Source organism: Cellulosimicrobium sp. SH8 (genome assembly GCF_025818875.1).
GTDB lineage: Bacteria > Actinomycetota > Actinomycetes > Actinomycetales > Cellulomonadaceae > Cellulosimicrobium > Cellulosimicrobium cellulans_D.
The window spans coordinates 92,096-117,929 of the sequence record NZ_JAMXMH010000005.1 but is presented as its reverse complement, the minus strand read 5'-3'; the positions used below and the strand labels follow the sequence as shown (position 1 = coordinate 117,929).

Annotated in this window: 23 protein-coding genes and 7 tRNA genes; 21 read left to right on the top strand and 9 right to left on the bottom strand. The window is 74.4% G+C overall.

Features of this window, described 5'->3' with window-relative positions; all coding sequences use genetic code 11:
• Positions 1-46: 46 nt before the first annotated feature.
• The 4 genes from NF338_RS08645 to NF338_RS08630 all read right to left on the bottom strand — a co-directional run bounded on the left by NF338_RS08645 (position 47) and on the right by NF338_RS08630 (position 2,916).
• Complete coding sequence (locus NF338_RS08645) at positions 47-565, bottom strand: TrmH family RNA methyltransferase (protein ID WP_264030389.1); 519 nt, start codon at positions 563-565, stop codon at positions 47-49.
• Positions 566-769: 204 nt separating this feature from the next.
• Positions 770-841 (bottom strand) — tRNA-Val (locus NF338_RS08640).
• 54 nt (positions 842-895) lie between these two features.
• Positions 896-1,816, bottom strand: coding sequence for an aminotransferase class IV (locus NF338_RS08635; protein ID WP_264030388.1), 921 nt, complete (start codon positions 1,814-1,816; stop codon positions 896-898).
• A complete protein-coding gene (locus NF338_RS08630; protein WP_264030387.1) occupies positions 1,813-2,916 on the bottom strand; it encodes a chorismate-binding protein in 1,104 nt (367 codons plus the stop codon). Before NF338_RS08630 ends, NF338_RS08635 begins: the two co-directional genes overlap by 4 nt.
• Before the next feature lie 176 nt (positions 2,917-3,092).
• Between NF338_RS08630 and NF338_RS08625 the strand changes: the two genes are divergently transcribed.
• The 9 genes from NF338_RS08625 (at position 3,093) to NF338_RS08585 (ending at position 5,568) form a co-directional block, all read left to right on the top strand.
• Positions 3,093-3,165, top strand: a tRNA-Gly gene (locus NF338_RS08625).
• A gap of 48 nt (positions 3,166-3,213) precedes the next feature.
• Positions 3,214-3,284, top strand: a tRNA-Cys gene (locus tag NF338_RS08620).
• A 21-nt stretch (positions 3,285-3,305) separates the two neighbouring features.
• A tRNA-Val gene (locus tag NF338_RS08615) sits at positions 3,306-3,377 on the top strand.
• A 159-nt stretch (positions 3,378-3,536) separates the two neighbouring features.
• A tRNA-Gly gene (locus tag NF338_RS08610) sits at positions 3,537-3,609 on the top strand.
• Between the two features lie 56 nt (positions 3,610-3,665).
• Positions 3,666-3,736: transfer RNA gene (locus NF338_RS08605), tRNA-Cys, on the top strand.
• A 19-nt stretch (positions 3,737-3,755) separates the two neighbouring features.
• Positions 3,756-3,830: transfer RNA gene (locus NF338_RS08600), tRNA-Val, on the top strand.
• A gap of 57 nt (positions 3,831-3,887) precedes the next feature.
• Entirely contained in the window at positions 3,888-4,787 is a 900-nt protein-coding gene (locus NF338_RS08595; RefSeq protein ID WP_264030386.1) for a hypothetical protein, read from the top strand.
• Positions 4,788-4,840: 53 nt separating this feature from the next.
• Positions 4,841-5,164: a DUF2277 domain-containing protein gene (locus tag NF338_RS08590; RefSeq protein WP_264030385.1), complete on the top strand. Its 324-nt coding sequence runs from the start codon at positions 4,841-4,843 to the stop codon at positions 5,162-5,164.
• An 86-nt stretch (positions 5,165-5,250) separates the two neighbouring features.
• Complete coding sequence (locus NF338_RS08585; protein WP_318783010.1) at positions 5,251-5,568, top strand: hypothetical protein; 318 nt, start codon at positions 5,251-5,253, stop codon at positions 5,566-5,568.
• Between the two features lies 1 nt (position 5,569).
• On the opposite strand, the gene NF338_RS08580 is transcribed toward NF338_RS08585, so the two are convergent.
• Complete coding sequence (locus tag NF338_RS08580; protein ID WP_087471935.1) at positions 5,570-5,785, bottom strand: hypothetical protein; 216 nt, start codon at positions 5,783-5,785, stop codon at positions 5,570-5,572.
• Positions 5,786-6,015: 230 nt separating this feature from the next.
• Here NF338_RS08580 and glgX point away from each other — a divergent pair, with 230 nt between their 5' ends.
• The 4 genes from glgX to NF338_RS08560 are packed head-to-tail and all read left to right on the top strand — an operon-like array spanning position 6,016 to position 13,701.
• On the top strand, positions 6,016-8,211 hold the full coding sequence (gene glgX / locus NF338_RS08575; RefSeq protein WP_264030384.1) for a glycogen debranching protein GlgX: 2,196 nt from the start codon (positions 6,016-6,018) through the stop codon (positions 8,209-8,211).
• Positions 8,208-10,865 (top strand): malto-oligosyltrehalose synthase, encoded by a 2,658-nt coding sequence (gene treY, locus NF338_RS08570; protein ID WP_264030383.1) that lies wholly within the window; start codon positions 8,208-8,210, stop codon positions 10,863-10,865. Before glgX ends, treY begins: the two co-directional genes overlap by 4 nt.
• Positions 10,862-12,760: a malto-oligosyltrehalose trehalohydrolase gene (treZ, locus tag NF338_RS08565; RefSeq protein ID WP_412846424.1), complete on the top strand. Its 1,899-nt coding sequence runs from the start codon at positions 10,862-10,864 to the stop codon at positions 12,758-12,760. The genes treY and treZ overlap by 4 nt, the downstream gene beginning before the upstream one ends.
• 14 nt (positions 12,761-12,774) lie before the next feature.
• On the top strand, positions 12,775-13,701 hold the full coding sequence (locus NF338_RS08560; RefSeq protein WP_264030381.1) for a PPK2 family polyphosphate kinase: 927 nt from the start codon (positions 12,775-12,777) through the stop codon (positions 13,699-13,701).
• Between the two features lie 31 nt (positions 13,702-13,732).
• Here NF338_RS08560 and zapE read toward each other — a convergent pair whose 3' ends face one another.
• The gene (gene zapE / locus NF338_RS08555) at positions 13,733-14,773 is read right to left on the bottom strand and encodes a cell division protein ZapE (RefSeq protein WP_264030531.1); all 1,041 of its coding nucleotides are present in this window, start codon (positions 14,771-14,773) and stop codon (positions 13,733-13,735) included.
• A gap of 124 nt (positions 14,774-14,897) precedes the next feature.
• Between zapE and NF338_RS08550 the strand changes: the two genes are divergently transcribed.
• Positions 14,898-15,761 carry a dihydrofolate reductase family protein gene (locus NF338_RS08550; protein ID WP_264030380.1) on the top strand — a complete coding sequence of 288 codons (864 nt, stop codon included), beginning with the start codon at positions 14,898-14,900 and terminating at the stop codon, positions 15,759-15,761.
• A 5-nt stretch (positions 15,762-15,766) separates the two neighbouring features.
• Positions 15,767-16,252, top strand: coding sequence for a hypothetical protein (locus NF338_RS08545; protein WP_087471929.1), 486 nt, complete (start codon positions 15,767-15,769; stop codon positions 16,250-16,252).
• A 58-nt stretch (positions 16,253-16,310) separates the two neighbouring features.
• Here the strand turns inward: NF338_RS08545 and NF338_RS08540 are convergent, their stop codons facing one another.
• The gene (locus NF338_RS08540) at positions 16,311-17,051 is read right to left on the bottom strand and encodes an aspartate/glutamate racemase family protein (RefSeq protein ID WP_264030379.1); all 741 of its coding nucleotides are present in this window, start codon (positions 17,049-17,051) and stop codon (positions 16,311-16,313) included.
• Between the two features lie 72 nt (positions 17,052-17,123).
• Here NF338_RS08540 and NF338_RS08535 point away from each other — a divergent pair, with 72 nt between their 5' ends.
• The 3 genes from NF338_RS08535 to NF338_RS08525 are packed head-to-tail and all read left to right on the top strand — an operon-like array spanning position 17,124 to position 19,681.
• Entirely contained in the window at positions 17,124-17,720 is a 597-nt protein-coding gene (locus NF338_RS08535; RefSeq protein ID WP_264030378.1) for a GNAT family N-acetyltransferase, read from the top strand.
• Positions 17,717-18,400, top strand: coding sequence for an HAD family hydrolase (locus NF338_RS08530; RefSeq protein WP_264030377.1), 684 nt, complete (start codon positions 17,717-17,719; stop codon positions 18,398-18,400). Before NF338_RS08535 ends, NF338_RS08530 begins: the two co-directional genes overlap by 4 nt.
• Positions 18,401-18,448: 48 nt before the next feature.
• Positions 18,449-19,681 (top strand): ATP-grasp domain-containing protein, encoded by a 1,233-nt coding sequence (locus NF338_RS08525; protein ID WP_264030376.1) that lies wholly within the window; start codon positions 18,449-18,451, stop codon positions 19,679-19,681.
• Positions 19,682-19,774: 93 nt separating this feature from the next.
• On the opposite strand, the gene NF338_RS08520 is transcribed toward NF338_RS08525, so the two are convergent.
• Positions 19,775-20,944 carry a DegT/DnrJ/EryC1/StrS family aminotransferase gene (locus NF338_RS08520; RefSeq protein ID WP_264030375.1) on the bottom strand — a complete coding sequence of 390 codons (1,170 nt, stop codon included), beginning with the start codon at positions 20,942-20,944 and terminating at the stop codon, positions 19,775-19,777.
• A gap of 153 nt (positions 20,945-21,097) precedes the next feature.
• The gene (gndA, locus tag NF338_RS08515) at positions 21,098-22,534 is read right to left on the bottom strand and encodes an NADP-dependent phosphogluconate dehydrogenase (protein WP_264030374.1); all 1,437 of its coding nucleotides are present in this window, start codon (positions 22,532-22,534) and stop codon (positions 21,098-21,100) included.
• Positions 22,535-22,799: 265 nt separating this feature from the next.
• Here gndA and NF338_RS08510 point away from each other — a divergent pair, with 265 nt between their 5' ends.
• The 3 genes from NF338_RS08510 to NF338_RS08500 are packed head-to-tail and all read left to right on the top strand — an operon-like array spanning position 22,800 to position 25,759.
• Positions 22,800-23,423, top strand: coding sequence for a DUF3000 domain-containing protein (locus tag NF338_RS08510; RefSeq protein WP_264030373.1), 624 nt, complete (start codon positions 22,800-22,802; stop codon positions 23,421-23,423).
• A complete protein-coding gene (locus NF338_RS08505) occupies positions 23,420-24,694 on the top strand; it encodes a ribonuclease D (RefSeq protein WP_264030372.1) in 1,275 nt (424 codons plus the stop codon). Before NF338_RS08510 ends, NF338_RS08505 begins: the two co-directional genes overlap by 4 nt.
• Before the next feature lie 21 nt (positions 24,695-24,715).
• The gene (locus tag NF338_RS08500) at positions 24,716-25,759 is read left to right on the top strand and encodes a lipid II:glycine glycyltransferase FemX (RefSeq protein ID WP_264030371.1); all 1,044 of its coding nucleotides are present in this window, start codon (positions 24,716-24,718) and stop codon (positions 25,757-25,759) included.
• Positions 25,760-25,834 lie beyond the last annotated feature (75 nt).

Genomic DNA, 25,834 nt, shown 5'->3' with positions numbered 1-25,834 from the left:
GGTCCCCCGCGAGGTCAACAGCCGACGACGGCGGACGGCCCGCTCGTCAGGCCAGGCCCGCCAGGCGGTACAGCACCAGGCTGCCCGCGACCGCGACGTTGAGGCTCGCGCCCCAGCCCGCCATCGGGATCTCGACACATTCGTCGACACGCGCGAGGACGTCGTCCGGCACGCCGTGCCGCTCGTGCCCGAGCAGCAGCACTGTCGGCTCCCGCGCGGCACTGAGCCGCGGCAGGGGCGTCGCCCCCTCGGCGAGCTCGACGGCGACGAGCCGCTTCCCGGCGGCCCGCTCGGCGTCGAGCCACCCCTCCTTCGACGGCGCCACCCAGTGGAGGCACGGACGGCGCCCCTTGAGGGTGTCGCCGACGGCGAGCGCCCGCCGGTAGTGCGGGGTGCTCGGCACGGCGAGGCACGCCCCCACGGCGTCGCACGTGCGCAGGAGGGTGCCGAGGTTGGCGTCGTACGCGACCCACAACGGGGCGACGACCAGGTGTCCCCAGCAGCCGTGCCGGGACGACCGACGGGCGCGACGCAGCTCGCGCGGCTTCGACCTGGCCTCGCTCATCGGCGCGGCGCGGGGACTCCCCAGGAGTGGTCGTTCATCGTGAGGCGCCTTTCAGCGGCGGCGCCGGGCCATCGTCGGACGACGACGGTGCGTCGTCGTGCGGAGCGCCAGGCTATCGCGTCGGCCTGTCCACCGGCCGTCACGACGCATGTCCTCGACACGACAAAGGCCCGGAACCATGCGGTTCCGGGCCTCGATCTCGGGTGGGCGATACTGGGTTCGAACCAGTGACCTCTTCGGTGTGAACGAAGCGCGCTACCACTGCGCCAATCGCCCGAGTGCGAGGTCGATACTAGCCTGAAACGGACCGGATCGAAAAACCGGCCCGGATCAGGGGTCGAGACGCTCGCGACGACGCCGCTCGAAGAGCTCGCGCGCGGCGAGCGACAGCTCCCCGGCCGCGACCTCGACGCCGTCGATCCAGGTCACGGGCTGGACGTTGCGGACCGAGCCGGTCAGCAGCAGAGCGGCCTCCCCCGCGGTCACCTCGTCGAGCACCGCGAACGGCAGCTCTCCGGGGCGGGCCTCGCGCACGGGCAGCCCGTCCTCCGCGGCCCACTCGAGCAGCAGCTCGCGCGTGATGCCGGCGAGGCAGCCTGACGCCAGGAGCGGCGTGACGAGCTCGCCGCCACGCTCGACGAACACGTTCGCCCCTGTGCCCTCGCAGAGGTCGCCCGCGGTGTTGGCGAGGAGCGCCTCGTCGCCGCCCTTCGCGACGGCGTCAGCAAGGGCGACGACGTTCTCGGCATACGACGTCGTCTTCAGCCCGGCGACGGCGGACCGCTCGTTGCGCGTCCACGGCGAGCGCACGGCTCGGCCGGCGGGGCTGATGCTCGCGGGTCCCGCGGCGACGACGACCGTCTGCGCGCCGGGCGTGCGGCCGGACCCGAGGGGGCCGACACCGGCGGTCACGGTGATGCGCAGGCGCCCGACGTCGCCCGCCCCTGACCGCGTCCGGGCGTCCGCCTCCGCGAGGACGGCCGCGACGCCGTCGAGCACGCGGTGCTCGTCCGGCGCGTCGAGCCCGAGGCCGGCGGCGGACCGCGCGAGCCGGCGCAGGTGCCGCGTGAGGGCGAACGCCTGCCCGTCGAACACGGCGCACGTCTCGAACACGCCGTCCCCGACCGTGAGTCCGTGGTCCACCGCGCTCAGCGCCTCCTCGCCCGGGCGGACCAGGCGCCCGTCGGCCCAGATCACGAGGTTCTCGGACGGACGGTCGGACGTCGGCGTCGTGGCCGCAGGGGTGCTCATGGCTCCAGTGTGCCGGAGGCGAGGCCGACGAGGCGTCGCGCCTTGAGCTCGGTCTCCTCCCACTCGCGCGCCGGGTCGCTCCCCCACGTGATCCCGGCCCCGGTGCCGAACCGGAGCACGCCGTCGGCCCACCAGAAGGTCCGGATCCCGACGGCGAGCACCGCCTCGTCGCCGTCCACCCAGCCGATCGCGCCGCAGTACGGGCCGCGCGGGACGGGCTCGAGCGCGTCGATGATCCGGAGCGCGGACGACTTGGGGGCGCCGGACACGGACGCGGGCGGGAACGTCGCGTCGAGCAGCGCCGGCCACAGCGCCGCGCTGTCGCGCAGCCCGGGACGCAGACGGCCGGTGACCGTGCTCACGAGGTGCACGAGGCCGGGGTGCGGCTCGACCGCGAGCAGGTCCGTGACCTCGACGGTCCCCGGGTCGCACACGCGCTGGAGGTCGTTGCGCACGAGGTCGGTGATCATGACGTTCTCCGCCCGGTCTTTGGGGGTGAGCCCGTCCGGGGTGGGCGCGGTGCCCTTGATGGGGCCGGAGGTGATCGCCGCGTCCGCGACGTGGAGATAGAGCTCGGGCGACGCGCTCACGACCCACACCGGATCGACGCCGGAGCCGGCCGGGACGTGCAGGACGCCCCCGTACGGTGCCGGGTTCCCCCGGGCCAGCCGACGGCCGAGGGCCAGGGCGTCCGGCTCGCCCCCGTCCGGGCCGACGAGCGGGGCGGACAGCACGCGACAGACGTTGGCCTGGTAGACCTCGCCCTCGAGGACCTCGTCGCGCACGCGGGCGACCGCCGCCTCGTACGCGGCCCGGTCCATCGAGCTCGTCCAGCCCGACGGCGCGGGGCCGCGCCACGCGTCCGCGCCCGTGTCGCTCCGGGTGAGCTCGGCCGGGTCGATGCGCTCGGCGAACCGCCACGCGCGCGCCCGCCCGCCGCGAGCGGGTGCGTCGAAGTCCGCCACGACGAACCAGGGCCCGTCGTCGGCGAGCCGCTCCGGGTCGCGCCACAGGTCGACGACCTCCACCACACCCGTGGCGGCGCGGTCCGCGAAGTGAGCGAGCCCCGGCCTCGACGACGTTCTCCCAGGTCCTGGCACGGGACCACGCTACCGACCGCGTGCGCACCAGCCGGCAGGGGTCCGGGACGCGCACGACGCGCACGGGACGGTGCCGGTTGGACTCCGGGCGCGAACGTGGACTAATGTCTGGGACGCGCCGGAACGCCGGAGGGCAGCGGGAAGCGATTCCTCGACACCTTCCAGGGTCCGGCCGCGCGGATGTGGCTCAGTTGGTAGAGCATCACCTTGCCAAGGTGAGGGTCGCGGGTTCGAATCCCGTCATCCGCTCGGAGGCCCACTCTCCGTCCGCTCTCGCGGCGGCGGAGGGCAGGTCGCGGTGGAGTGGCCGAGAGGCGAGGCAGCGGCCTGCAAAGCCGTATACGTGGGTTCGAATCCCATCTCCACCTCGCAACAGCACCACCCTTTTGGGGCGATTGGCGCAGCGGTAGCGCGCTTCCCTGACACGGAAGAGGTCACTGGTTCGATCCCAGTATCGCCCACGAGCACCTGCGAGAGGCCGCTCCGGCTACGTCCGGAGCGGCCTCTCGCGTGCCGACCATCACCCGGACCGGATGCACGGTTCAGGTCGGAAGTCGGCTAGTATGTGCTTCGCGCCGGAACACCGGAGGGCTCACCAGAGCTCTCGCAGGACCGGCCGCGCGGATGTGGCTCAGTTGGTAGAGCATCACCTTGCCAAGGTGAGGGTCGCGGGTTCGAGTCCCGTCATCCGCTCGGAGGCCCACTCTCTGGCCTGCTCCTCCGGGAGCGTGAGAGAGGACGCGTCTCAAGGTGGAGTGGCCGAGAGGCGAGGCAGCGGCCTGCAAAGCCGTATACGTGGGTTCGAATCCCATCTCCACCTCGCAGCAGTGCAGCACCCCGGGCGATTGGCGCAGCGGTAGCGCGCTTCCCTGACACGGAAGAGGTCACTGGTTCGATCCCAGTATCGCCCACCAGCACGAAGGCCGTCCCGGTTCCCCGGGGCGGCCTTCGTCGTCCACTACCCTCGGCCCATGCCCGACCTGCGCCCCGCCCACGACGTGCTGCCGTTCGGCACCGCGCCGCGACCCACGACCTCCGCCGAGCTCCTCGCCCGGCTGCGGCCCGTCCTGCTCGACCTGCTCGGGCCGACCGTCGAGGGTGCCGACCGGGCCCGGTTCGACGCCGACCTCGACGGGCCCGACGTCGCCCGGCTGGACGTCGACCTGACCGGGGTGCGCGTGCGCGTCGGCGGATCGGGTCAGGGCTCGGTCCACGGCACGGAGCACGGCACGGCGGACGCGCCCGAGACCCGGGACGTCGAGGACGTGCTCTCGCGCGAGGACGCGGTGCTGCGTCGGCTCCGCGTCGACGCGCACCCGCTCCTGGTGGAGGACGTGCCGGTGGACGTCGTCGCCGAGGCCGAGGGCTTGCGGTTCCGCTGGGTCGAGGACACCACCGGCGCGCTGGGGATCGAGCCTGTCGAGCCGGACGACGCCGCTCCTCTCAGCGGCCACGTCCGCGTCGCCGCGCCGCGCGACGCCGTCGTCGAGACCGCCCGGCGCCTCGTGGCGACGGAGCTCCAGAACCTCGGTCTCACGCTGGCGTCGCTCGACGTCGAGCTCGCGGCCGGCGGACCCCGCAGCGTCACGCTCCGCGGGTTCGCCCGGGTGCGCAAGGGGATCCTCTCCGCGAGCGTGCGCGCGACGGCGACCGCCGAGGTCGACGCGCACATGGTGCTCACCGTCCGGGACCTCGAGCTGTCGAGCCGCAACCCCGTCGTCGCGGCCCTGCTCCTGGCCGCGCGCGGCGAGCTGGCCAAGGCCGAGGGGCACCAGGTCGACCTCGTGTCCGACCTGCCTCCCGGCGTGCGTCTCGCGGACGTGCGCGTCGAGGTCGGCGAGACGCTCGCCGTCACCGCCCGCTTCGCCTGACCTGGCGGGGGGCGCCCTTGTGGCGGCCCGCGTGCGCACGTAGCGTCGAGGGCATGTGCCGGAACATCACGACCCTGCGCGGCCTCGAGCCCCCCGCCACCGACGAGGAGATCGAGGCGGCAGCGCGCCAGTTCGTCCGGAAGGTCACGGGGATCCAGCGCACGAGCGCCACGACCCAGGAGCCGTTCGAGCGGGCGGTCGACGAGGTCGCGACCATCGTCGCGCGGCTGCTCGACGAGCTGCCGGAGCGCCGCAACCCGCCGACGACCGTCCCCCCGCTCCGCCGCGAGGAGATCCGGGCTCGCATCGCCGCGCGCGAGGCCGCGGAGCTCGAGCACGAGCGGGCGCACGCCCTGGGGATCGCCCACACCCACTGAGACTGGTCCCCGGGTCCGGCGCGCCGCCGGGCGGAGCGTGCATCGCGTGCGCCCTTCCGCGGCGACGCCGTCTAGGCTCGGGACCCGTGAGTGCCGCACCCGACCCGAACCCGTCGCCGGACGCCATGCGCCCCGAACCCGTCAGCGCGAGCATGCGCCGCGCGAAGGCGGACGCGCGCTCCGCGCACGTGACGATCGGGCAGGTCCGTGAGGACGGGGCGGGTCGCGTGACGATCGACTGCTCGTGCGGCATGTCGCTCACGAACGGGCCGGACTGGACCGTCGACGAGCACATCCGCCTCCACCGCGCGGAGGCGCGCTACCTCGCGCTGAGCGCGGTGGCCCCCGCGGGGATGCCGCGCCTCATCCCGGTCGACGCCGACCGGCTGCCGCGCGTCGACTGAGTCAGAGCTCGTCGGGGTCGTCCCAGGACGTGCCCGACGACGCGCCGTCGATCGGCCGGCGCTCGTTCTCCGACAGCGACTGCGGGGCCTTGGTCGCGTCCCCTCCGGTCAGCACGTCGCCCACGGCCTCGCCCTCCTCCTCGCGGCGCGGGGACAGGCGTGCGGAGGCGACGTCCGACTCGTTGAGGTCGTCGCGGTGATCTGCGTGGGTGCTCATGGCACGGGTCTACCAGGTCCGACGCCGCGATGCACGACCGTCCGCCCAGAGTCGCCTGCGCCGTCGTGTCACTGGCTCGTTCGGGGCTCGTGGTGGTGAGGCGACCGCGTCGCCGAGCCGGACGGTCGACATCGCTTGGCACACTATTTAGTCCACGGTGTTCGTCGTCACTCGGGCCCGAGCGCCGTCTGCGACGACAGCGACCCGGGGTGCGTGGAATCCTCAGGGGCATGCAGACCTGGCCCGGCCACCCCTACCCGCTCGGTGCCACCTATGACGGGACGGGGACGAACTTCGCCCTGTTCTCCGAGGTCGCGGAGCGCGTGGAGCTGTGCCTCCTCGGCGACGACGGCACCGAGACACGCGTCGACCTCGAGGAGGTCGACGCGCACGTCTGGCACGTCTACCTGCCCGGCAAGGGTCCCGGCACGCGCTACGGCTACCGGGTGCACGGCCCGTACGACCCGGCGAACGGCCACCGCTGCAACCCGGCCAAGCTCCTCCTGGACCCGTACGCGAAGGCGATCGAGGGCCGGGTGGACGGCGACGAGTCCCTCTTCTCCTACCGGTTCGGCGACGGCGGCGAGGTCGCCCCGTCGGACGCCGTCGCCGACGGCGAGGAGCCCGAGGACGCCCCGCCGCCCGCTCCCCCGCTCAACGACGACGACTCCGCGGGGCACACGATGGTCTCGGTCGTCATCAACCCGTACTTCGACTGGGGGCACGACCGCCCGCCGAACCGGGACTACCACGACAGCGTGATCTACGAGGCGCACGTCAAGGGCATGACGATGCTCCACCCCGACGTGCCCGACGAGCTGCGCGGCACGTACGCCGGGATGGCCCACCCGGCCGTGATCGAGCACCTCGTGACGCTCGGCGTCACCGCCGTGGAGCTCATGCCGGTGCACCAGTTCGTCAACGACCCCACGCTCGTCGAGAAGGGGCTGTCGAACTACTGGGGCTACAACACCATCGGCTTCTTCGCGCCCCACAACGGGTACGCGGCGTACGGGACGCGCGGGCAGCAGGTCATGGAGTTCAAGACCATGGTCAAGGCGCTGCACGAGGCGGGCATCGAGGTCATCCTCGACGTCGTCTACAACCACACCGCGGAGGGCAACCACCTCGGCCCGACGCTGAGCTTCCGCGGTATCGACAACAAGGCGTACTACCGGCTCGTCGACGGCGACGAGGCCCACTACTTCGACACCACGGGCACGGGGAACTCGCTGCTCATGCGCTCGCCCCACGTGCTCCAGCTCATCATGGACTCGCTGCGGTACTGGGTGACCGAGATGCACGTGGACGGGTTCCGCTTCGACCTCGCGGCGACGCTGGCCCGGCAGTTCCACGAGGTCGACCGCCTCTCCGCGTTCTTCGACATCGTGCAGCAGGACCCGGTGATCTCCCAGGTCAAGCTCATCGCCGAGCCGTGGGACCTCGGCGACGGCGGCTACCAGGTCGGCGGGTTCCCGCCGCTGTGGACGGAGTGGAACGGGCAGTACCGGGACACCGTGCGCGACTTCTGGCGCGGCGAGCCCTCGACCCTGCCCGAGCTCGCGAGCCGGCTCACGGGCTCGTCCGACCTCTACGAGCACAGCGGTCGCAAGCCCATCGCGTCGATCAACTTCGTCACGGCGCACGACGGCTTCACGCTGAACGACCTCGTCTCCTACGACGAGAAGCACAACGAGGCCAACGGCGAGGGCAACAACGACGGCGAGAGCCACAACCGGTCGTGGAACTGCGGGGTCGAGGGGCCGACGGACGACCCGGACGTGCGGGCGCTGCGGGCGCGCCAGCGCCGCAACTTCCTCGCCACGCTGCTGCTCTCCCAGGGCGTGCCGATGCTCGCGCACGGCGACGAGATCGCGCGCACGCAGGGCGGCAACAACAACGGCTACTGCCAGGACAACGCGATCACGTGGATGGACTGGGGCGGCGAGGAGGGCCTCGACGACGAGCGGGCCGCGCTCCTCGACTTCGCCCGCCGCGTCGTGTGGCTGCGCCGCGACCACCCCGTGCTGCACCGGCGGCGCTTCTTCCTGGGCCGCGGCGGCGCCGGGACGGCCGACGACGAGCTGCCGGACATCGAGTGGCTCGACATCACGGGGTCGCGCATGGACCAGCAGGACTGGGACCACGCGTACGCGCGCACCGTCATGGTGTTCCTCAACGGCGACGCGATCCCCGAGCAGGACCGGCGCGGCGAGCCGATCGTCGACGACTCGTTCCTCCTGCTGCTCAACGCCCACTCCGACGCGCTCGAGTTCACCGTGCCGCCCGCGATGTACGGGGAGGCGTGGGACGTCGTGCTGGACACCGACGGCACGGTGGACGTCGGCGACGCCCTGCGCCCGGGCGACACGGTCTCCGTGACGGGCCGCAGCGTCATCGTCCTGACCCGCCCGCCGCTGCGATGACGGCCGCCTCCCCCGACGTCCGCGCGACCGGCGCGCCGCCGCGCGTCCCGGTCTCGACGTACCGGCTGCAGCTCGGCCCCGACCTCACGTTCGACGACGCCGCGCGCCAGGTGCCCTACCTCGCGTCGCTCGGGGTCACGCACCTCTACCTCTCCCCCGTGCTCCAGGCCGCGCCCGGCTCGACGCACGGGTACGACGTCGTCGACCACTCTCGCGTCAGCGCCGAGCTCGGCGGCCGCGACGGGCTCGATCGCCTGGCCGCGAGCGCGCGCGCGGCAGGCCTGGGCCTGGTGCTCGACGTCGTGCCGAACCACATGGCGGTCCCGACGCCCGCGTGGCACAACCACGCGCTGTGGTCGGTGCTCGAGGACGGTGCCGACTCGCCGTACGCCCGGTGGTTCGACGTCGACTGGTCGGCGGGCGAGGGTGCGGTGCTCATGCCGGTCCTCGGCGCGCGCCTGGGCGACGTGCTCGCGGCGGGCGAGATCGCTCTCGACGAGGTCGAGGTCCCCGGGTCGCCGGGGTCGCGCCGCGTGCTGCGGTACTACGACCACGTCTTCCCCGTGCGGGCGGGCACGGAGGACCTGCCGCTCACCGAGCTGGTGGAGCGCCAGCACTACCGCCTCGCGTACTGGCGCGTGGGCGACGAGGAGCTCAACTACCGGCGCTTCTTCGACGTCGGGTCGCTCGTCGCCGTCCGGGTCGAGGACGAGGAGGTGTTCGACGCGACGCACGCGCTCATCCTCGACCTCGTCGCCGACGGCACGGTCGACGGCCTGCGCATCGACCATCCGGACGGCCTCGCCGACCCCGCGCAGTACCTCCAGCGCCTCGCCGACCGCACCGACGGCGCGTGGGTCGTCGTGGAGAAGATCCTCGCGGGCGAGGAGCAGGTGCCCCCGGACTGGGCGACGGTCGGGACGACGGGCTACGACGTCGCGTGGCGGCTGCAGCAGCTCTTCGTCGACCCGGGCGGCCGGTCGGGTCTGGACGCGGTGATGACGCGCCTCACGGGCGCCGTTCCGGGCGGGCTGGGCGCGCTCGTCGAGGAGGCGAAGCGCGAGGTCGTCGCGGGCCCGCTCTATGCGGAGCTGCACCGCCTGACCGACCTCGCGGCCGCCGTCTGCCACGACGACCCGCGCCTGCGCGACCACACGTGGCGCGGCCTGCACCAGTGCCTGCGCGAGCTGCTCGTCGCGTTCGACCGCTACCGGGCGTACGTCGTGCCAGGCACCCCGCCGCGGCACGAGGCGGTGCGCGCGGTCGAGGAGGCCGCCGCGCGCGCCCGGGCGCGGCTCGACCCGCAGCGCGCGGAGACGCTCGACGTCGTGGTCGACCTCGTGCTGGGCCGGGAGGTCGGGAGCGCGGGCCGGCGCCGCGAGGCGCGCCGCGACGAGCTCGTGGTGCGGTTCCAGCAGGTCTGCGGCGCGGTGACCGCGAAGGGCGTGGAGGACACCGCGTTCTACCGGTGGACCGAGCTCGTGAGCCTGTGCGAGGTCGGGGGCGAGCCGGACCGGTTCAGCCTCGGCGTGCACGACTGGCACGCCTTCGCGCAGCGGTTCGCCGCGCTCACCCCGCACGCCCTCACGGCAGGGTCGACGCACGACACCAAGCGCGGCGAGGACACGCGCGCCGCGCTCGGGGTGCTCTCCGAGGACACGGCGGGATGGTCACGGCTCGTCGACGAGGTCCGCGCGGCGACCGCGCCCTACCGCGGGGTCCTCGTGGACGGGCTCGCGGAGAACCTCCTGTGGCAGACGGTCGCGGGGACGTGGCTGCCCGACGCAGGTGCCGGAGCCGACCTTGCCGAGGTCACGACCGGCGGCACGTCCGGCGCGGCGATCGCGCCCGGCCGCCTCGTCGACTACCTGCGCAAGGCGCTGCGCGAGGCCAAGGTCGCGACGTCCTGGACGAGCCCGGACGACGCCTACGAGGAGGCCGTCGCGGACCTCGCGCGGCGCGCGCTCGCCGACCCGGCCGTGACCGGCGCCTTCGCCCGGTGGTCCCGGGAGCACCGTGAGGAGCTGCGCGCCGCGAGCCTCGGGATCACGCTCGTCCGGCTCACGGCGCCCGGCGTCGCGGACGTGTACCAGGGAGCGGAGTCCTACGTGCCGACCCTGGTGGACCCGGACAACCGCCGCCCCGTGGACGTCGAGGCGCTGACCGAGCGGCTCGCACGGCTCGACGGCGGCGCGCCCCCGCGCACCCTCGCGGACGAGAAGCTGCTCGTCACGGCGCGCGCGCTGCGGTTGCGCCGCGCCCTCGCCGACACGTTCGTGGGCGCGGGCGCCGGTTACGCCCCCGTCGCGTCGTCGACGCCGTGCGCGCTGGCGTTCGCGCGCACGACGCCGGGCGCCCCGGGCGTCGGCTCGGGCACTGACGCAGGCACAGGAACCGGCGCGGACCCGGTCGCGCGCGTCGTGACGGTCGCGACGCGGCTCGCCGGGACGGTCGACCGGCTCGGCGGGTGGCGGGACCACGTCGTCGCGCTCCCCGGGGGGACGGGCAGGTGGGTCGACGTGCTCACGGGGCGCGCGCACCCGGCGGGCACCGTGCGGGTCGCGGACCTCCTCGCCGACCTTCCCGTCGCCCTCCTCGTGGACGCGGGCACCGCGGCGGCCGCGAGCGCCGCCCCGGCCGGGGGTGCGGCATGACGGCGCCGGAGCCACCGCCCCCGGCCCCACGTGTCCCAGCGCCCCGCGCGACCCCGCTCCTCTCGGTGCCCGGGCCGCGGCCGGTCGTCTGGGCTCCGACCGCGCGCCGCGTCGAGCTGCTCCTGCCCGAGCCCGGCTCCGGGACGTTCGCAGGCGCGGAGCGCCTTCCTCTGCGGCTCGTGGGCGCGCACGTCCCCGGGTGGTGGGGCTACGACCACGAGCTGCCGTGGGGCACGGACTACGGCTTCGCAGTCGACGGCGGCCCGGGGCGCCCGGACCCGCGCAGCCCGTGGCAGCCGTACGGCGTGCACGGGCCGAGCCGCACGTTCGACGCCGCGTTCGCGTGGACCGACGGCGCGTGGGAGGGCCGCGACGTGCGCGGCGAGGTCCTCTACGAGCTGCACGTGGGCACGTTCACGCCGCAGGGCACGCTCGACGCCGCGGTCGATCGGCTCGACCACCTCGTGGACCTGGGCGTCGGCGCGGTCGAGCTCCTGCCGGTCGCGGCGTTCGGCGGCGAGCGCGGCTGGGGCTACGACGGCGTGCACCTGTACGCGGTGCACGAGCCGTACGGCGGTCCCCGCGCGCTCCAGCGGTTCGTGGACGCCGCGCACGCGCGCGGGCTCGCGGTCGTGCTCGACGTCGTCTACAACCACCTCGGGCCGTCCGGGAACTACCTGCCGGAGTTCGGCCCGTACTTCACCGACGCGCACACGACACCGTGGGGCTCGGCCGTGAACCTCGACCGGCCGGGCAGCCGGGAGGTGCGCGAATGGGTGATCGACAACGCCGAGCGATGGTTCGTCGAGTTCCACGTCGACGCGCTGCGCCTCGACGCCGTGCACGCGCTCGTCGACGACTCCCCCACCCACCTGCTGTCCGAGCTCGCGCGACGCGTCGACCGGGTCGAGCAGGAGCTCGGGCGGCCGCTCACCCTCGTGGCGGAGTCGGACGAGAACGACCCGGCCACGGTCACGGGCGTCGAGCAGGGCGGGCGCGGCATGCGCGCCCAGTGGGCCGACGACGTCCACCACGCCGTGCACGCGCTCCTCACGGGCGAGAGGCAGGGCTACTACGTCGACTTCGGCTCGGTCGCCGTGCTGCGCAAGGCCCTCACGGGCGTGTTCGTGCACGACGGCACGTTCTCCACCTTCCGCGGCCGCACGTGGGGCCACCCGGTGCCCGCGGGGACCGACGGGCACGCCTTCGTCGTGAGCGCGCAGAACCACGACCAGGTCGGCAACCGCGCGTTCGGGGACCGGACGTCGGCCACGCTCGACGGCGGCGGGCTCGCCGCGGCCGCCGCGCTCGTGCTGGTCTCCCCGTTCACGCCGCTGCTCTTCATGGGCGAGGAGTGGGGCGCGTCCACGCCGTGGCAGTTCTTCACCGACCACGCCGAGCCGGAGCTCGCCGAGGCGGTCCGGCGCGGGCGGGCCGCCGAGTTCGCCGACCACGGGTGGGGCGACAGCGCGCCCGTGCCCGACCCGCAGAACCCGGAGACGCGTGACGCGAGCGTCCTCGACTGGGACGAGCGCGACCGGGGCGAGCACGCGCGGCTGCTCGCCTGGTACCGGTCGCTGGTGGCGCTGCGGTCGCGCCCGGACGTCCGCTCGGGCGACCTCTCGGTCGTGCGGGTGCACGGGCCCGGGGGCGTGGACGACGACGCGTCCGGGGAGAGGACGCAGACGGACGGGGCCGCGCTCGACGGGCCGGCGTTCGTCGTGGACCGGCGCACCGTCGCCGTCGCCGTGAACCTCGGGCACGAGCCCCGGCGGCTCCGGCTCGCGCTCGGCGGCACGCCGCGCGTCCTCGCCGCGTGGGACCCGGCGACGAGCGTGCACCGGCGCCACGTCGACCTGCCCGCGCGTTCGGTCGCCGTCCTGTCCTGGGTGTGACTACGCTCACGCCCATGTCGACGACGAAGAAGGCGAAGAAGAAGCACGGCAAGGGTTCGGGGTCCGGCTCGGCGTCCGGCTCCGCGCCGGCGCTCGACGCCGACTGGGAGGTCGCCCCCACGGAGTCGCTGCGCGTTCCCGCGGGCTTCGACCTCGCGGCGTTCGACCGGGGGTCGACGCCAGGGTTCGCCGGCGACAAGGCGGCCGGCCAGGCGCTCGTCGCACGGCACGCGGACGAGCTCTCCGAGCTCCAGGAACGCCTGTTCGCCGAGGGCCGCTCGGGCGGGTCGCGCTCGGTCCTGCTCGTGCTCCAGGGCATGGACACGGCCGGCAAGGGCGGCATCGTGCGGCACGTCGTCGGCCTCGTCGACCCGCAGGGCGTCGCGCACCGGTCGTTCGGCGTCCCGACGCCCGAGGAGCGCGAGCACGACTACCTGTGGCGGATCCGCAAGGCTCTCCCGGAGCCCGGCTACATCGGCGTCTTCGACCGCTCGCACTACGAGGACGTCCTGGTAGCGCGCGTCGACGGCCTCGTGCCGCCCGAGGTCTGGGAGGCGCGGTACGACGAGATCAACCGTTTCGAGGAGGAGGTCGTCGCCTCGGGCACGACGATCGTCAAGGTCGCGCTGCTCGTGTCCTACGAGGAGCAGCGGGCCCGGCTCATGGAGCGCCTCGAGCGCCCGGACAAGTTCTGGAAGTACAACCCGAACGACGTCGACTCGCGCCAGAAGTGGCCCGCGTACCAAGAGGCCTACCAGGCCGTCCTCGACCGGACGAGCACCGAGGCCGCGCCCTGGCACGTCGTCCCGGCCGACCGCAAGTGGTTCGCACGCCTCGCGGTGAGCGAGCTCCTGCTCGACGCGCTGCGCCGCCTCGACCTCGGCTGGCCCCCGGCCGACTTCGACATCGAGGTCGAGAAGGAGCGCCTCGCCGCGACGTGAGCCGCGGCACCGTGCTCGCTCGTGCCCGGCGTCAGGCCGACGCGCGCGCGACCTCGCGACCGTCCTCGGCGAGCGCGCCGAGGCGTGAGAGCGCGCGGTAGTACTTCTTGCGGTACCCGCCGCGCAGCATCTCGTCCGTGAACAGGCTCCGCTCCCCCGTGTACTCGCCCGACCCGGCGAGCAGCACGGGCACGTCGCGGTCGTAGAGGCGGTCGACGAGGACGACGAGCCGCAGGGCGGCGGCCTGCTCGGTCACGGTGTGCACGCCGGTGAGCGCGACGACCTCGACGCCGTCGAGCAGCGCGCGGTAGCGGCTGGGGTGCACGTGCGAGAGGTGCGCCAGCAGGTCGTCGAACGCGTCGAGCGTCGTGCCGGGGCGGCCCACGGCCGCGGCCCGCACCGCATCCTCGGGCAGCGGGGCCGAGTCGGTGACGACCGCACGGTGGCGGTAGTCCTCGCCGTCGACGCGCAGCACCTCGAACCGGGCCGCGAGCGCCTGGATCTCGCGCAGGAAGTCCTCGGCAGCGAAGCGGCCCTCGCCGAGCGCCTCGGGCAGCGTGTTCGACGTCGCCGCGAGCGCGACGCCGCGGTCGGCGAGCTCGCGCAGGAGCCGGGACATGAGCACGGTGTCGCCCGGGTCGTCGAGCTCGAACTCGTCGATGCACACGAGCTTCTTCGTCGCGAGCGCGTCCACCGTCGCCTGGAAGCCGAGCGCGCCCACCAGGTTCGTGTACTCGACGAACGTGCCGTAGGCGCTCGCGTCGAGGCCCACGGCGTGCGCGAGGGAGGTCAGGAGGTGGGTCTTGCCGACGCCGAAGCCGCCGTCCATGTACACCGCGGGCGCGGTCTGCTTCCGAGCGCCGAAGAGCCCCTTGCGCGCGGGCTTCACGACGGCGGCCGCGACCTCCTCGAGCCGCGCGACGGTGCGCGCCTGGCTCGGGTACGCCGCGTTCGCGCGGTAGGTCGAGAAGCGGGCGTCGGCGAAGTGCCGCGGCGGCAGGAGGTCGGCCAGCAGGCGCGCGGGCGGGACGGACGGACGGACGTCGGCCAGGGCGCGCGTGCGTCCGGGCACGTCGGGAGCAGCGTCGGGGGCCGACGCGCGGGCGGTGCCGGGGAGGGCTGCCGGGGCCGAGGAGCCGCCGGCGACGGGCGCAGTCACGAGGATCCAGCCTACGCCCGCGGCTAACCTGGCCGCTGTGACCTCCACCACGGCACCCCCGCCCGAGTCCGCCGGCGGGCGCACGGACCTGCCCCCGCTCGACGTCCTGCTCCCCGCCGCGGAGCACCTGCCGCCCGACCCGCGCGAGGAACGCCTCGCGGCCCTCTACGCGTACGGCCCGCCCGCCCGCGGAGCGCACGTCGTGCGCGCCAACATGGTCGCGAGCGTCGACGGCGCGGCGTGGGGCCCGGACCACCGCTCGGGGTCGATCAACGACGACGCGGACTGGCGCGTCTTCCGCGTCCTGCGCGCGCTGGCCGACGTCGTCCTGGTCGGTGCGGGGACCGCCCGCGCCGAGGGGTACACCGCGCTCGACCGGCCGCGCGGTCTACGACACCTGCACGACGCGCCGCTCGAGCTCGCGATCGTCACCCGGACCGGCCGCGTCCCCGAGGCGCTCGCCCGCGGCGACCGTGCGCCCTTCGTGCTCACCGGCCCCGCCGGGGCGGCCGCGGCGAGGGGCGCCGTGCCCGCGGACCGGGTGCTCGTCGTCGGGCACGACGCGGAGGGCACCTCGCCCGGGCCGGACGCCGCCGTCGACCTCGCCGCGGGGCTCGCCGCGCTCGCCGACCGCGGCCTGGCCCGCGTGCTCACCGAGGGCGGGCCGACGCTCCTGGGCGACCTGCTCGCGGCGGACCTGGTCGACGAGCTGTGCGTCACCACGACGCCGACCGTCGTCGGGCAGGGGCCCGGCCGGATCGTGGCCGGGGCGGCGCCGTCGGGCACGACCGCGCTCCCGCCCCGGGGCGCGCGCCTCGCCCACCTGCTGCACAGCCCCGAGGACCGTCCCGGCTCCCCCGCCGGTACGACCGCCGCGCGCTGGCTCCTGCCGATAGGCTGACCCGCGTGACCGACACGATCCTCGTCCTGACCGAAGACACGCTGAACCCGGCCGACGTGCAGCACATCCTGTCGCTGCACGAGGACGAGCAGCTCGCCTACCGGGTGCTCGTGCCCGCGGACACCGAGCGCAACGTGATCTCCGGGATCATCGACCACCTCAGCGTGGGCGAGCTCAAGGAGGCGTGGGACGAGGTCCTCGGTCGCGAGCCCTCGCCCGTCCAGGCCACGGCGACGGCGGGCGAGCAGCTCGAGCGCAGCGTCGCCGAGCTGCGCGCGGCGGGCCGCGAGGCCGACGGCTCCGTCGTCGACGACGACCCGCTGCCCGCGCTGCGCAAGGCCGTCGCCGCGGACGGCGTGCGCGAGATCGTCGTGGTGACCTACCCGCACGCGGTCGAGGACACGTTCCACACGGACTGGGCCTCCCGCGCGCGCGAGGAGCTCCACGTCCCCGTGCTGCACCTCTACTCGGGCACGAGCGAGCTGGGCTGACCCGGCGTCGGACCTCTCTGCCGAGGCAGTGGCCCGGCCCGTCGAGGGAGCGGCCCGGTCAGGCCTCGCGGACGCGGTGCCCCGCGCGGCGGATGGTCGCGCGCGCGAGCTGGTCGGTCGAGTCGAGGTAGAGCGGGTCGGCGAGCAGGTCGTGGTCGACGGCGACGACGGACAGCTCCGTGCAGCCCAGCACGATCACCTGGGCACCGCGCTCGACGAGCCGGCCGGCGACGGCGCGGAACGTCTCGATGTCGACCGGCCGGCCGGCCTTGACCTGCTCGTAGATGATCTGCGAGACGTGGGCCTGGTCCGCCTCGTCCGGGACGAGCGCGTCGACGCCGTGGCGCGCGAACGCGTCCTGGTAGACGCCCGACGTCGCGGTCCCCGCCGTCGCGAGCAGCCCCACGGCGCGCAGGTCCGCGACCCGTGAGCGGGCCGCGTCGACCGTCGTGTCGATGATGGACACGAACGGGACGCTGATCGCGTCGAGCACTTGCTGGGTGAAGTAGTGCGCGGTGTTGCACGGCATGACGAGGAAGTCCGCCCCGAAGCGCTCGAGCCGCTGCGCGTCGCGAGCGAGCACCGGGCCCGGGTCCGCGTCCGAGCGGCCGAGGATGAACGCCGTGCGGTCGGGGATCGTGGCGTGGTTGAGCACGACGGCGTCCACGTGGTCCTGGTCGCGCTCCGCCTCCGTGAGCTCGACGAGGAGCTGGAGGAAGTACGCCGTGGCGAGCGGTCCGACACCTCCGAGCACTCCGACGAGGGGCTGGGCGTGGTCCTGGTCCGGTCGCGACGTCACCCGTGGATCCTACGGCGGCCCACGTCCCGGACACCCCCTCGGCCCCCGCGCCGACCCCGCCATGCTGTGCCCATGGCTCCGATGCTCGCCGGACCGGCGGTCGACCCGCGCGCCTTCGCCGTGCCGCAGCCCGTGCTCGACACCGGCGACGGCCTGCGGCTGCGCCCGTGGACCGGTGACGACGCCCCCGCGCTGCGTGCCGTGTACGACGACCCGGCGGTCCGGCGGTGGCACGTCCGGTCGCTCACGACCGACGACGAGGCGCGCGACGTCGCGCTCGGGTGGGCGGCGCGCTGGGGCGAGGCGGTCGGGGCCTCGTGGGCCGTCGTCGACCAGGAGGGCACGCTCTGCGGGCGCGTCGCGCTGCGCGACGTGTCGCTGCAGGACGGGAGCGCCGAGGTCGCCTACTGGACGGTGCCCGCGGCCCGCGGCGAGGGGGTCGCGCCGCGCGCGCTGCGCACCGCGACGCGATGGGCCTTCGGCGCCGGCTTCCACCGGCTGTGGCTCGAGCACTCGGTCGACAACGCACCGTCGTGCCGCGCGGCCGCCTCGGCGGGCTTCGACGCGGAAGGGGTCCGGCGCTCGGCCGTGCTGCACGCCGACGGGTGGCACGACATGCACACCCATGCCCGGATCGCCCCGGGCCCGTCGCTAGGGTGGCGGCCATGACCGTGCGCCACGTCCTGTTCGACGCCGACGGCGTGCTCCAGCACATCCCCGACGGCTGGTACGGGGCGGTCGCGCGCTACCTGGGCGACCGGGCGCACGACTTCGTCCGCGACACGTGGAGCGAGGACCTGCCCATGCTCGTGGGCGACGGCGACTACCTCCCCGTGCTCGCCGCGGGTCTGGAGCGCTACGGCGTGGCGGAGCCGGCGGAGGACGTCTACCGCGCGATCTGGTTCGACGCGCTCGAGGTCGTCGAGGAGTCGTTCGACCTCGTGCGCGGGTTGCGCGCGAGCGGCTACGGCGTGCACCTCGGCACCAACCAGGAGAGCCGGCGCGTGCCGTTCATGCGCCAGACCCTCGGCTACGACGCCGAGTTCGACACGAGCTGGTACTCGTGCGAGCTCGGGCTCGCCAAGCCCGACCCGCGGTTCTTCGTCGAGGCGGCCCGACGCATCGGTGCGGAACCGGGCGAGGTGCTGTTCGTCGACGACACCGCGCGCAACGTCGAGGGCGCGCGCGCCGCGGGCATGGTCGGGGTGCACTGGGACGTCTCGCGGGGACACGACGAGCTCGTGCGCGTGCTGGCCGGGCACGGCGTCGCCGTCCGGGCAGGTCAGGGCACCGCGGCTGAGGGCGTCACGAGCGACGGCAGCCCGGGCGCGGCCGTACCCGGCCCGTAGGATGGCGGACGCCCGCCGACCACACAGAGAAACGGACGACCCTCCGCGATGACGTACGGCAACGCCGAGTTCCTCCCCATCGTCCTGGGGACCAACCTCAACACCTACAACATCGCGAGGTCGTTGCACGAGGCGTACGGCGTCCGCACGCTGGCCCTGGGCCGCTTCCCGCTGCGGGAGACGGCGGACTCCCGCATCGTCGACGTGCGCACCTACCGCGACTTCGACGACCCGGAGCGCATCGTCGCGGTCCTGCGCGAGCTGGCCGAGGAGTTCCCGGGCCGCAAGCGCCTGCTCATCGCGAACATCGAGTTCTACACGAACGTCGTGATCGCGCACCGCGCCGAGCTCGAGGACCTGTACGTCATCCCGCTCGTCGGCCAGGAGCTGGCCGCGCGCCTCATGAACAAGACGGACTTCTACCGCACCTGCGCGGAGCTGGGCGTGCCGCACCCGGAGACGGTGATCGCGACGGCGGCGGACGTCGACGCCCCGGGCTTCGGCGAGAACCTGCCGTTCCCGTACCCGCTCATCCTCAAGCCGTCGGACACGGACACGTACCCGCGCCTGCAGTTCGAGGGCAAGAAGAAGGTCTACCTCGTGCAGGACGCGGCCGAGCTGCGCGACGTCGCGCGCCGCGTCTACGCCGCGGGGTACACGGACGACCTCATCGTCCAGGAGTACCTCGCGGGCGACGAGTCGGTGATGCGCGTGGTCAACACGTACTCCGACCGGCACGGCCGTCTGCGGTTCCTCTCCGCGGCGCAGATCGTGCTCGGCGAGTACGACCCGAAGCTCGTCGGGAACTACAACGCCGTCGTGACGATGAAGGACGACAAGCTCACCGAGTCGGTCCGGCACCTGCTCGACAGCCTCGGCTACGTCGGCGCCGCGAACCTCGACGTCATGTACGACCGCCGCACCGGCACGAGCAAGATCCTCGAGGTCAACCTGCGCCAGGGCGCCGCGAGCTTCTACACGATGGCGGCGGGCGGCAACCTCGCGCGCTGCTACGTCGAGGACCTCGTGCACGGGCGCGAGCTGCCGGAGCAGGTCACGTCGGAGGCTCGGCTGTGGGTCAACGTGCCCTACCCCGTCGTGCGCGCCCTCGTGCCCGTGTCGCTGCGCCACCGCGTGAAGAAGGCGCGCAAGCACGGGGTGTGGCACACGCTGCGCTACGCGCCCGACAGGAGCCTGCGCCGCCGGGTCGACGTGTGGCGCGTCGACCTGCGCCACACGCTCGACTACGTGAAGTTCGCGCGCTCGCGCCCGTCGGCGTGACCCTCCCGCCGACCAGGCGGTCCCGGCGCGTGCCGCGTCACCGACGCGCGGCGATCGCCTGCTCGGCCGGCGGGGATCGCCTGGTCGAGGGGCTCAGGCGCCCAGTGCCGACCGCACGGCCTCGACGATGCGGCGCGCCGTCGCGACACCCACCGTCGTCGGCAGGTTGACGACGCGCGCCACGAGGTCCTCGGTCGTCGCGAGCGCGGGGTCGCCGGGCGTGTAGCCGTAGACCGTCGGGTCGTCCGGGCCGGGGAACAGCGCGGGCCGGTACCACTTGCCGACGTAGAACCCGGCGGCCGTCAGCTCGCGCACGAGCCGGTCGGCGGTCGGCGCGTCGGGCGCGAAGAAGGGGAACCGGACCAGCGGCGCGCGCTCGCCGATGCCCGCCGGCACCTCGACGACGTCGGACAGCCCGCGCACGTACTCCGCGACGGTGTCCGCGCGGCGCGCCTCGACGTCGCCGCTCGACCGCAGCGCGTCGACCATCCGGCCGGTGACCCACGGCGACGGCCGCTGCGGCGGGTGCGCGAGGCCGCCCCGGTTCTCGACGGGGGCGATCGCCGGCTCGTACGCGCCGACGGCGGTGAGCGCGCCACGCACTGTCCCCGCCGCGCCGCCCGGGAGCCGGTTGAGCACGCGCACCTGCGTCCGGAAGCTGCGCGCGGCGAGGTCGAGCCGGGCCCCGACGACCGGCAGCGCGTCGAGCGCGGACACGATCGCGGCGCGCAGCGCCGGGTCGAGCGCCGGGTTCACCCAGACGGCTCCCCCGAATCGCGTGGGGAGCATCTTCTCGACGCCGAACGAGTGGAACGACACGTCCGCGACGGGCGACCCGTCGGCGTCGCGCGCGAGGCGCGTCACGCAGTGCGCGCTGTCCTCGACGAGCAGCGCGCCGACGGAGCGCGCGGCGGCGCGCAGCCGGAGCGCGGTCGCGTCGTCGACGATGCCGAACGTGTTCTGCAGCACGACGGCGCGCGTGTCCGGCCCGACCGCGAGCCGGTCGGGGTCGATCGCGACGGTCGCCGGGGAGACCTCGGCGTAGACGGGCCGCAGACCGGCGACGAGGACGGGGTCGACGGCCGTCGAGCACGTGAACACCTGGGTGACCACGTCGCCCGCGCCGCGCGCCTCGGCGAGCGCCCGGAACACGACCTCCATCCCGTAGCGGGCCTTGAAGACGAGGAACCAGTCGGCCGGGTCGGTGCCCGTCCGGTCGGCGAGCATCCTCGTCGCGGTCGCGTCCTGCGGGTGGCGGCTCATCGTTCTCCGTGTCGTGTCCGGCGGCGGGTCGACGGCCCCGTGCTGCGGACCGCCCGGCCTAGCCTGCCACGTCGCGAGACCTGGGTGTACGCGCCGACGGCGGCCGCCGCGCCGGAGCGCGACGACCGCCGTCGGTGCGTGCGGGGCGAGCCGTCAGGCGTCGGACTCGGTCCGGTCGCCCGACCACTCGGTGTGGAACGTGCCCGCCTTGTCGACGCGGCGGTAGGTGTGCGCGCCGAAGAAGTCGCGCTGCGCCTGGATGAGCGCGGCGGGCAGGCGCTCGGCCCGGACGCCGTCGTAGTAGGCGAGCGACGAGGAGAAGGCCGGCGTCGGGACGCCGTTGAGGGCGGCCTGCGCGACGACGCGACGCCACGCGGCGAGACCGTTGCCCACCGCGCCGGTGAAGTACTCGTCGGCGAGGAGCAGCGGGAGCTGCGCGTCGCGCTCGTACGCCTCGGTGATGCGGTTGAGGAAGCGCGCGCGGATGATGCAGCCGCCACGCCAGATGCGGGCCATCGCGCCGCGGTCGATGTCCCAGCCGTACTCGGCGGACGCCGCCGCGATCTGGTCGAAGCCCTGCGAGTACGCGACGACCTTGGACGCGTAGAGCGCGAGGCGCACGTCCTCGACGAACGCGTCGCGGTCCTGCACGTCCCACGCCGCGGCGTCGGCCGGCAGCGCCGCACGGCCCGCCTCGCGCTGCGGGACCGAGCCGGACAGCGCGCGGGCGAACGTCGCCTCGGCGATGCCGGTGATCGGCACGCCGAGGTCGAGGCCGTTCTGCACCGTCCAGCGGCCGGTGCCCTTCTGCTCCGCCTGGTCGAGCACGACGTCGACGAACGCCTTGCCGGTCTCCGCGTCCACATGCTGGAGCACGTCCGCGGTGATCTCGATGAGGAACGACTCGAGGTCGCCCGTGTTCCACTGCGCGAAGATCTCGCCGATCTCCTGCGCGGACGCGCCGAGCCCCTGCTTGAGCAGGTCGTACGCCTCGGCGATGAGCTGCATGTCGGCGTACTCGATGCCGTTGTGCACCATCTTGACGAAGTGGCCGGCGCCGTCGGGCCCGACGTAGGTGCAGCACGGCGTGCCGTCGACCTTCGCCGAGATGTCCTCGAGGATCGGGCCCAGGCTCTGGTAGGACTCGCGCGTGCCGCCGGGCATGATCGACGGGCCGTTGAGCGCGCCCTCCTCGCCGCCCGAGACGCCGGTGCCGACGAAGTGCAGGCCCTGGGCCGCGAGCGCCTTCTCCCGGCGGATCGTGTCCGGGAAGTGCGCGTTGCCGGCGTCGACGACGATGTCGCCCTCCTCCAGCAGCGGCACGAGCTCGTCGATGACGGCGTCGGTGGCCGCGCCCGCCTTGACCATGATGACGACCTTGCGGGGGCGCTCGAGCGACGCCACGAAGTCGGCCATCGCCTCGGACGGGACGAAGTCGCCCTCGCTGCCCGCCTCGGCGATCAGGGACTCGGTCTTGGCGTACGAGCGGTTGTGCACCGCGACCGTGTAGCCGTGCCGGGCGAAGTTGCGGGCCAGGTTGCGACCCATGACGGCGAGTCCGGTCACACCGATCTGTGCGCGTGCTGACATCTGCTTCCCTGCTCCTCGAGGGTCGGTCCCGGCGCACGACGGCTGCGCGCGGGGAGGGCGCGGAGCCGGTCCGGGCCGGGCGCGGGCGCGCGGCCGGGTGCACCGGTGATGGATACGCGGCCAGCCTAGTCCTCGTGCGCCGGACCGCTCCCGAGGGGCCACGATCCGGTCACCCGCAGCGTTCTTGACGAAGTCGGGATCACGATTCGATGACAGCCGCGCGGCGTGCGTCCGGTTCGTCCGGTCGGCTCGTAGTGTGCCGAGAGTGATCACCGCTCACGGGACCGACGCTCCCCCGGAGTTCCGTGCCGTCCTCGACGCCCTCGGCGCGCGGCGGCTGCGACCCGAGGTGACGCTGCGCGAGGTCCCCGCCCCCCGCCGGATCGCGCCCTGGTCCGTCGCGCTCACGGGCGAGGTCGAGGCACCGCGCGCCGAGGACCCCGACCTCGCGTCGGGGCGGTTCATCGTGCTCCACGACCCCGACGGCCAGGAGGCGTGGCAGGGCACGTTCCGCGTGGTGACGATGGTGCGTGCCACGCTCGAGCCGGAGATGGCGTCCGAGGAGATGCTCGCCGAGGTCGCGTGGACGTGGCTCGAGGACGCGCTCCACGACACCGGCGCGGCCGTGCGCGCGGAGGGCGGCACGGTGACGCGCGTCCTGTCGCAGAGCTTCGGCGCGCTCGCCGGCAAGCACAACGACGTCGAGCTGGAGATGCGCGCGTCGTGGACCCCGGTGCCCGCGGGGAGCGCCGCTGCGGCGGACCTCGGCGACCACCTCGCGGCCTGGGCGCAGCTGCTGTGCACGGCCGCCGGGCTGCCTCCCCTGCCCGACGGCGTGACGCCGCTCGGTGCTCGACCCCCCGCCCGACGCAATACCGTGAACCCATGAGCTCGACCGCAGCACCCGCTCCCCCGCCGCTCGACCCGACCCCCGCGACCGGCACGCAGCAGGCCGTCGTCACGCCGCTCACCGAGCCGTCCGACGGGCTCGGCCGCGTCGTCGACACCCCGGCGGCCTTCGCACGCGTCGTCGACGCGTTCGCCGCCGCGAGCGGCCCGGTCGCCGCCGACGCGGAGCGCGCGTCGGGCTATCGCTACGGTCAGCGCACCTACCTCGTCCAGGTCCGCCGCGAGGGCGCGGGGACGGCGCTCGTCGACCCGGTCGCGGTGCCCGACCTGTCGCCGCTGCGCGAGGCGGTCGGCGACGCCGAGTGGGTGCTGCACGCCGCGTCGCAGGACCTGCCGGGCCTCGCGGAGCACGGCGTGGTCCCGGCGAGCGTGTTCGACACCGAGCTCGCCGCACGGCTGCTCGGCATGGAGCGCGTCGGCCTCGCGGCCGTCGTCGCGGACGTGCTCGGCCTCGGCCTCGCGAAGGAGCACTCGGCGGTCGACTGGTCGACCCGCCCGCTCCCGGACGACTGGCTGCGGTACGCCGCGCTCGACGTCGAGGTGCTCGTCCCGCTGCGCCGGGCCCTCGGCGAGCGGCTCGAGGACGCGGGCAAGGCCGGCTGGGCGGCGGAGGAGTTCGAGGCCGTGCGCACCGCGGGACCGCCCCCGCCGCGCCCCGAGCCGTGGCGGCGCACGTCCGGCACGCACACGCTGCGCGACCCGCGTCGGCTGGCGGTCGTGCGGAGCCTGTGGGAGGCCCGCGACGCGACCGCTCGCGCGCGGGACATCGCTCCGGGCCGGGTGCTGCCCGACCGCGCGATCGTCGCCGCGGCGGAGGCGCTGCCCCGCACGGCCGGCCAGCTCGTCGAGCTCGCCCCGTTCGCGGGCAAGGGCACGCGCCGCCGGGCCGCCTACTGGCAGCGCGCGATCGACACCGCGCTCGCGCTGCCCGCGAGCGCTCTCCCGACGACGCGGGGACCACGCACCGACGCCCCGCCGCCGCCGCGCGCGTGGGCCGACCGCGACCCCGGCGCCGCGGCCCGTCTGGAGGCGGCGCGCGGCGTCATCCAGGGGATCTCGGAGCGGTTCGCGATCCCCGTGGAGAACGTGCTCCAGCCCGACGCGCTGCGGCGCCTGTGCTGGACGCCGCCGGAGGCGCTGGACGCGGCGCGGATCTCCGCGTTCCTGCACGGGCGGGGCGCCCGTGACTGGCAGGTGGCGCTCGTCGCGCAGCCCCTCGCGGACGCGTTCGGGAGCATCGACCGGGCGTAGCGAACGGGTAGGGTCGTCCGCGTGCACGACGCGAACCTGACGATCCGGACAGTCACCGACCGCGCCTCCTGGGACGCCCGGGTGAACGAGCTCGGCGGCCACCCCCTCCAGCTCTGGGGCTGGGGCGAGGTCAAGGCCACGGGGGCGTGGACCCCGCACCGCGTGGAGGCGGTGGACGCCGACGGCCGCGTCCGCGGCCTGGCGCAGGTGCTCGTGCGGTCGCTCCCGGCGCAGTTCAAGGCGCTGTGCCACGTGCCGCGCGGGCCTGTGATCGCACCCGCGGGAGACGGTTGGGGCGCCGGACCGGGCGTGGGCGACGACGCGACGCGCGACGCCGTGACCCGGGCGGTCGTCGCGTGGTGCAAGTCGACGGTCGGTGGCGTGGGCGTCACGATCGAGCCCGACTGGCCGGTCGGGACGCACCTCGCGCTCCCGGACGCCCGGCCCGCGGCGAACCCGATCCTCTACCCGGTGACCCTGATCCTCGACCTGACGAAGTCCGAGGACGAGCTGACGAAGGCCATGGGCAAGTCGACGCGGTACGACATCCGCAAGGCCGCGCGCACCGGGCTCGAGGTGCGCCGCGTGACGGACGAGGCCGAGGTGCGCCAGGTCCTCGACGTCTACCACGAGACGGCCGAGCGCGCGGGCTTCGCGCTGCACGACGACGAGTACTACCTCGCGATCCACCGCGAGCTCGCCGAGCACTCGGTGCTCGTCGCGGCGTTCTCCGAGGGCGCGCCGGTGTCGTTCGTGTGGTGCGTGTCGTCCGCGACGACGTCGTTCGAGCTCTACGGCGGGATCAACGACGCGGGCCGCAAGCTGCGCGCGAACGCCCCGGTGAAGTGGCACGCGATCACGCTCGCGCAGGAGGCCGGGCTGGTCCGCTACGACATGAACGGGCTGCTCAACGACGGGATCAGCGAGTTCAAGCGCAGCTTCGCCCAGCACGACGACGAGCTCGTGCACAGCGTCGACGTGCCGTTCTCGATGTGGTACTCGGCGTGGAACAAGGGCCTGCCGACCGCGAAGAAGGTCGTGCGCAAGCTCCGCGGGAGCCGCTGACGCGGACTTCCGACCACCCCGAACCTCGGAGAGACCCGGTATCGCGCGATGCGATACCGGGTCTCTTCATGTCGT

Bases quoted from the DNA above. Each gene is read 5' to 3' on its own strand.
- NF338_RS08560 (WP_264030381.1), top strand. From the start codon at position 12,775: ATGTCGACGACGAAGAAGGCGAAGAAGAAGCACGGCAAGGGTTCGGGG.
- glgX (WP_264030384.1), top strand. From the start codon at position 6,016: ATGCAGACCTGGCCCGGCCACCCCTACCCGCTCGGTGCCACCTATGAC.
- NF338_RS08635 (WP_264030388.1), bottom strand. From the start codon at position 1,816: ATGAGCACCCCTGCGGCCACGACGCCGACGTCCGACCGTCCGTCCGAG.
- NF338_RS08595 (WP_264030386.1), top strand. From the start codon at position 3,888: ATGCCCGACCTGCGCCCCGCCCACGACGTGCTGCCGTTCGGCACCGCG.
- NF338_RS08645 (WP_264030389.1), bottom strand. From the start codon at position 565: ATGAGCGAGGCCAGGTCGAAGCCGCGCGAGCTGCGTCGCGCCCGTCGG.
- NF338_RS08580 (WP_087471935.1), bottom strand. From the start codon at position 5,785: ATGAGCACCCACGCAGATCACCGCGACGACCTCAACGAGTCGGACGTC.
- NF338_RS08505 (WP_264030372.1), top strand. From the start codon at position 23,420: ATGAGCTCGACCGCAGCACCCGCTCCCCCGCCGCTCGACCCGACCCCC.
- treZ (WP_412846424.1), top strand. From the start codon at position 10,862: ATGACGGCGCCGGAGCCACCGCCCCCGGCCCCACGTGTCCCAGCGCCC.
- NF338_RS08525 (WP_264030376.1), top strand. From the start codon at position 18,449: ATGACGTACGGCAACGCCGAGTTCCTCCCCATCGTCCTGGGGACCAAC.
- NF338_RS08520 (WP_264030375.1), bottom strand. From the start codon at position 20,944: ATGAGCCGCCACCCGCAGGACGCGACCGCGACGAGGATGCTCGCCGAC.
- NF338_RS08590 (WP_264030385.1), top strand. From the start codon at position 4,841: ATGTGCCGGAACATCACGACCCTGCGCGGCCTCGAGCCCCCCGCCACC.
- NF338_RS08535 (WP_264030378.1), top strand. From the start codon at position 17,124: ATGGCTCCGATGCTCGCCGGACCGGCGGTCGACCCGCGCGCCTTCGCC.
- treY (WP_264030383.1), top strand. From the start codon at position 8,208: ATGACGGCCGCCTCCCCCGACGTCCGCGCGACCGGCGCGCCGCCGCGC.
- gndA (WP_264030374.1), bottom strand. From the start codon at position 22,534: ATGTCAGCACGCGCACAGATCGGTGTGACCGGACTCGCCGTCATGGGT.
- NF338_RS08530 (WP_264030377.1), top strand. From the start codon at position 17,717: ATGACCGTGCGCCACGTCCTGTTCGACGCCGACGGCGTGCTCCAGCAC.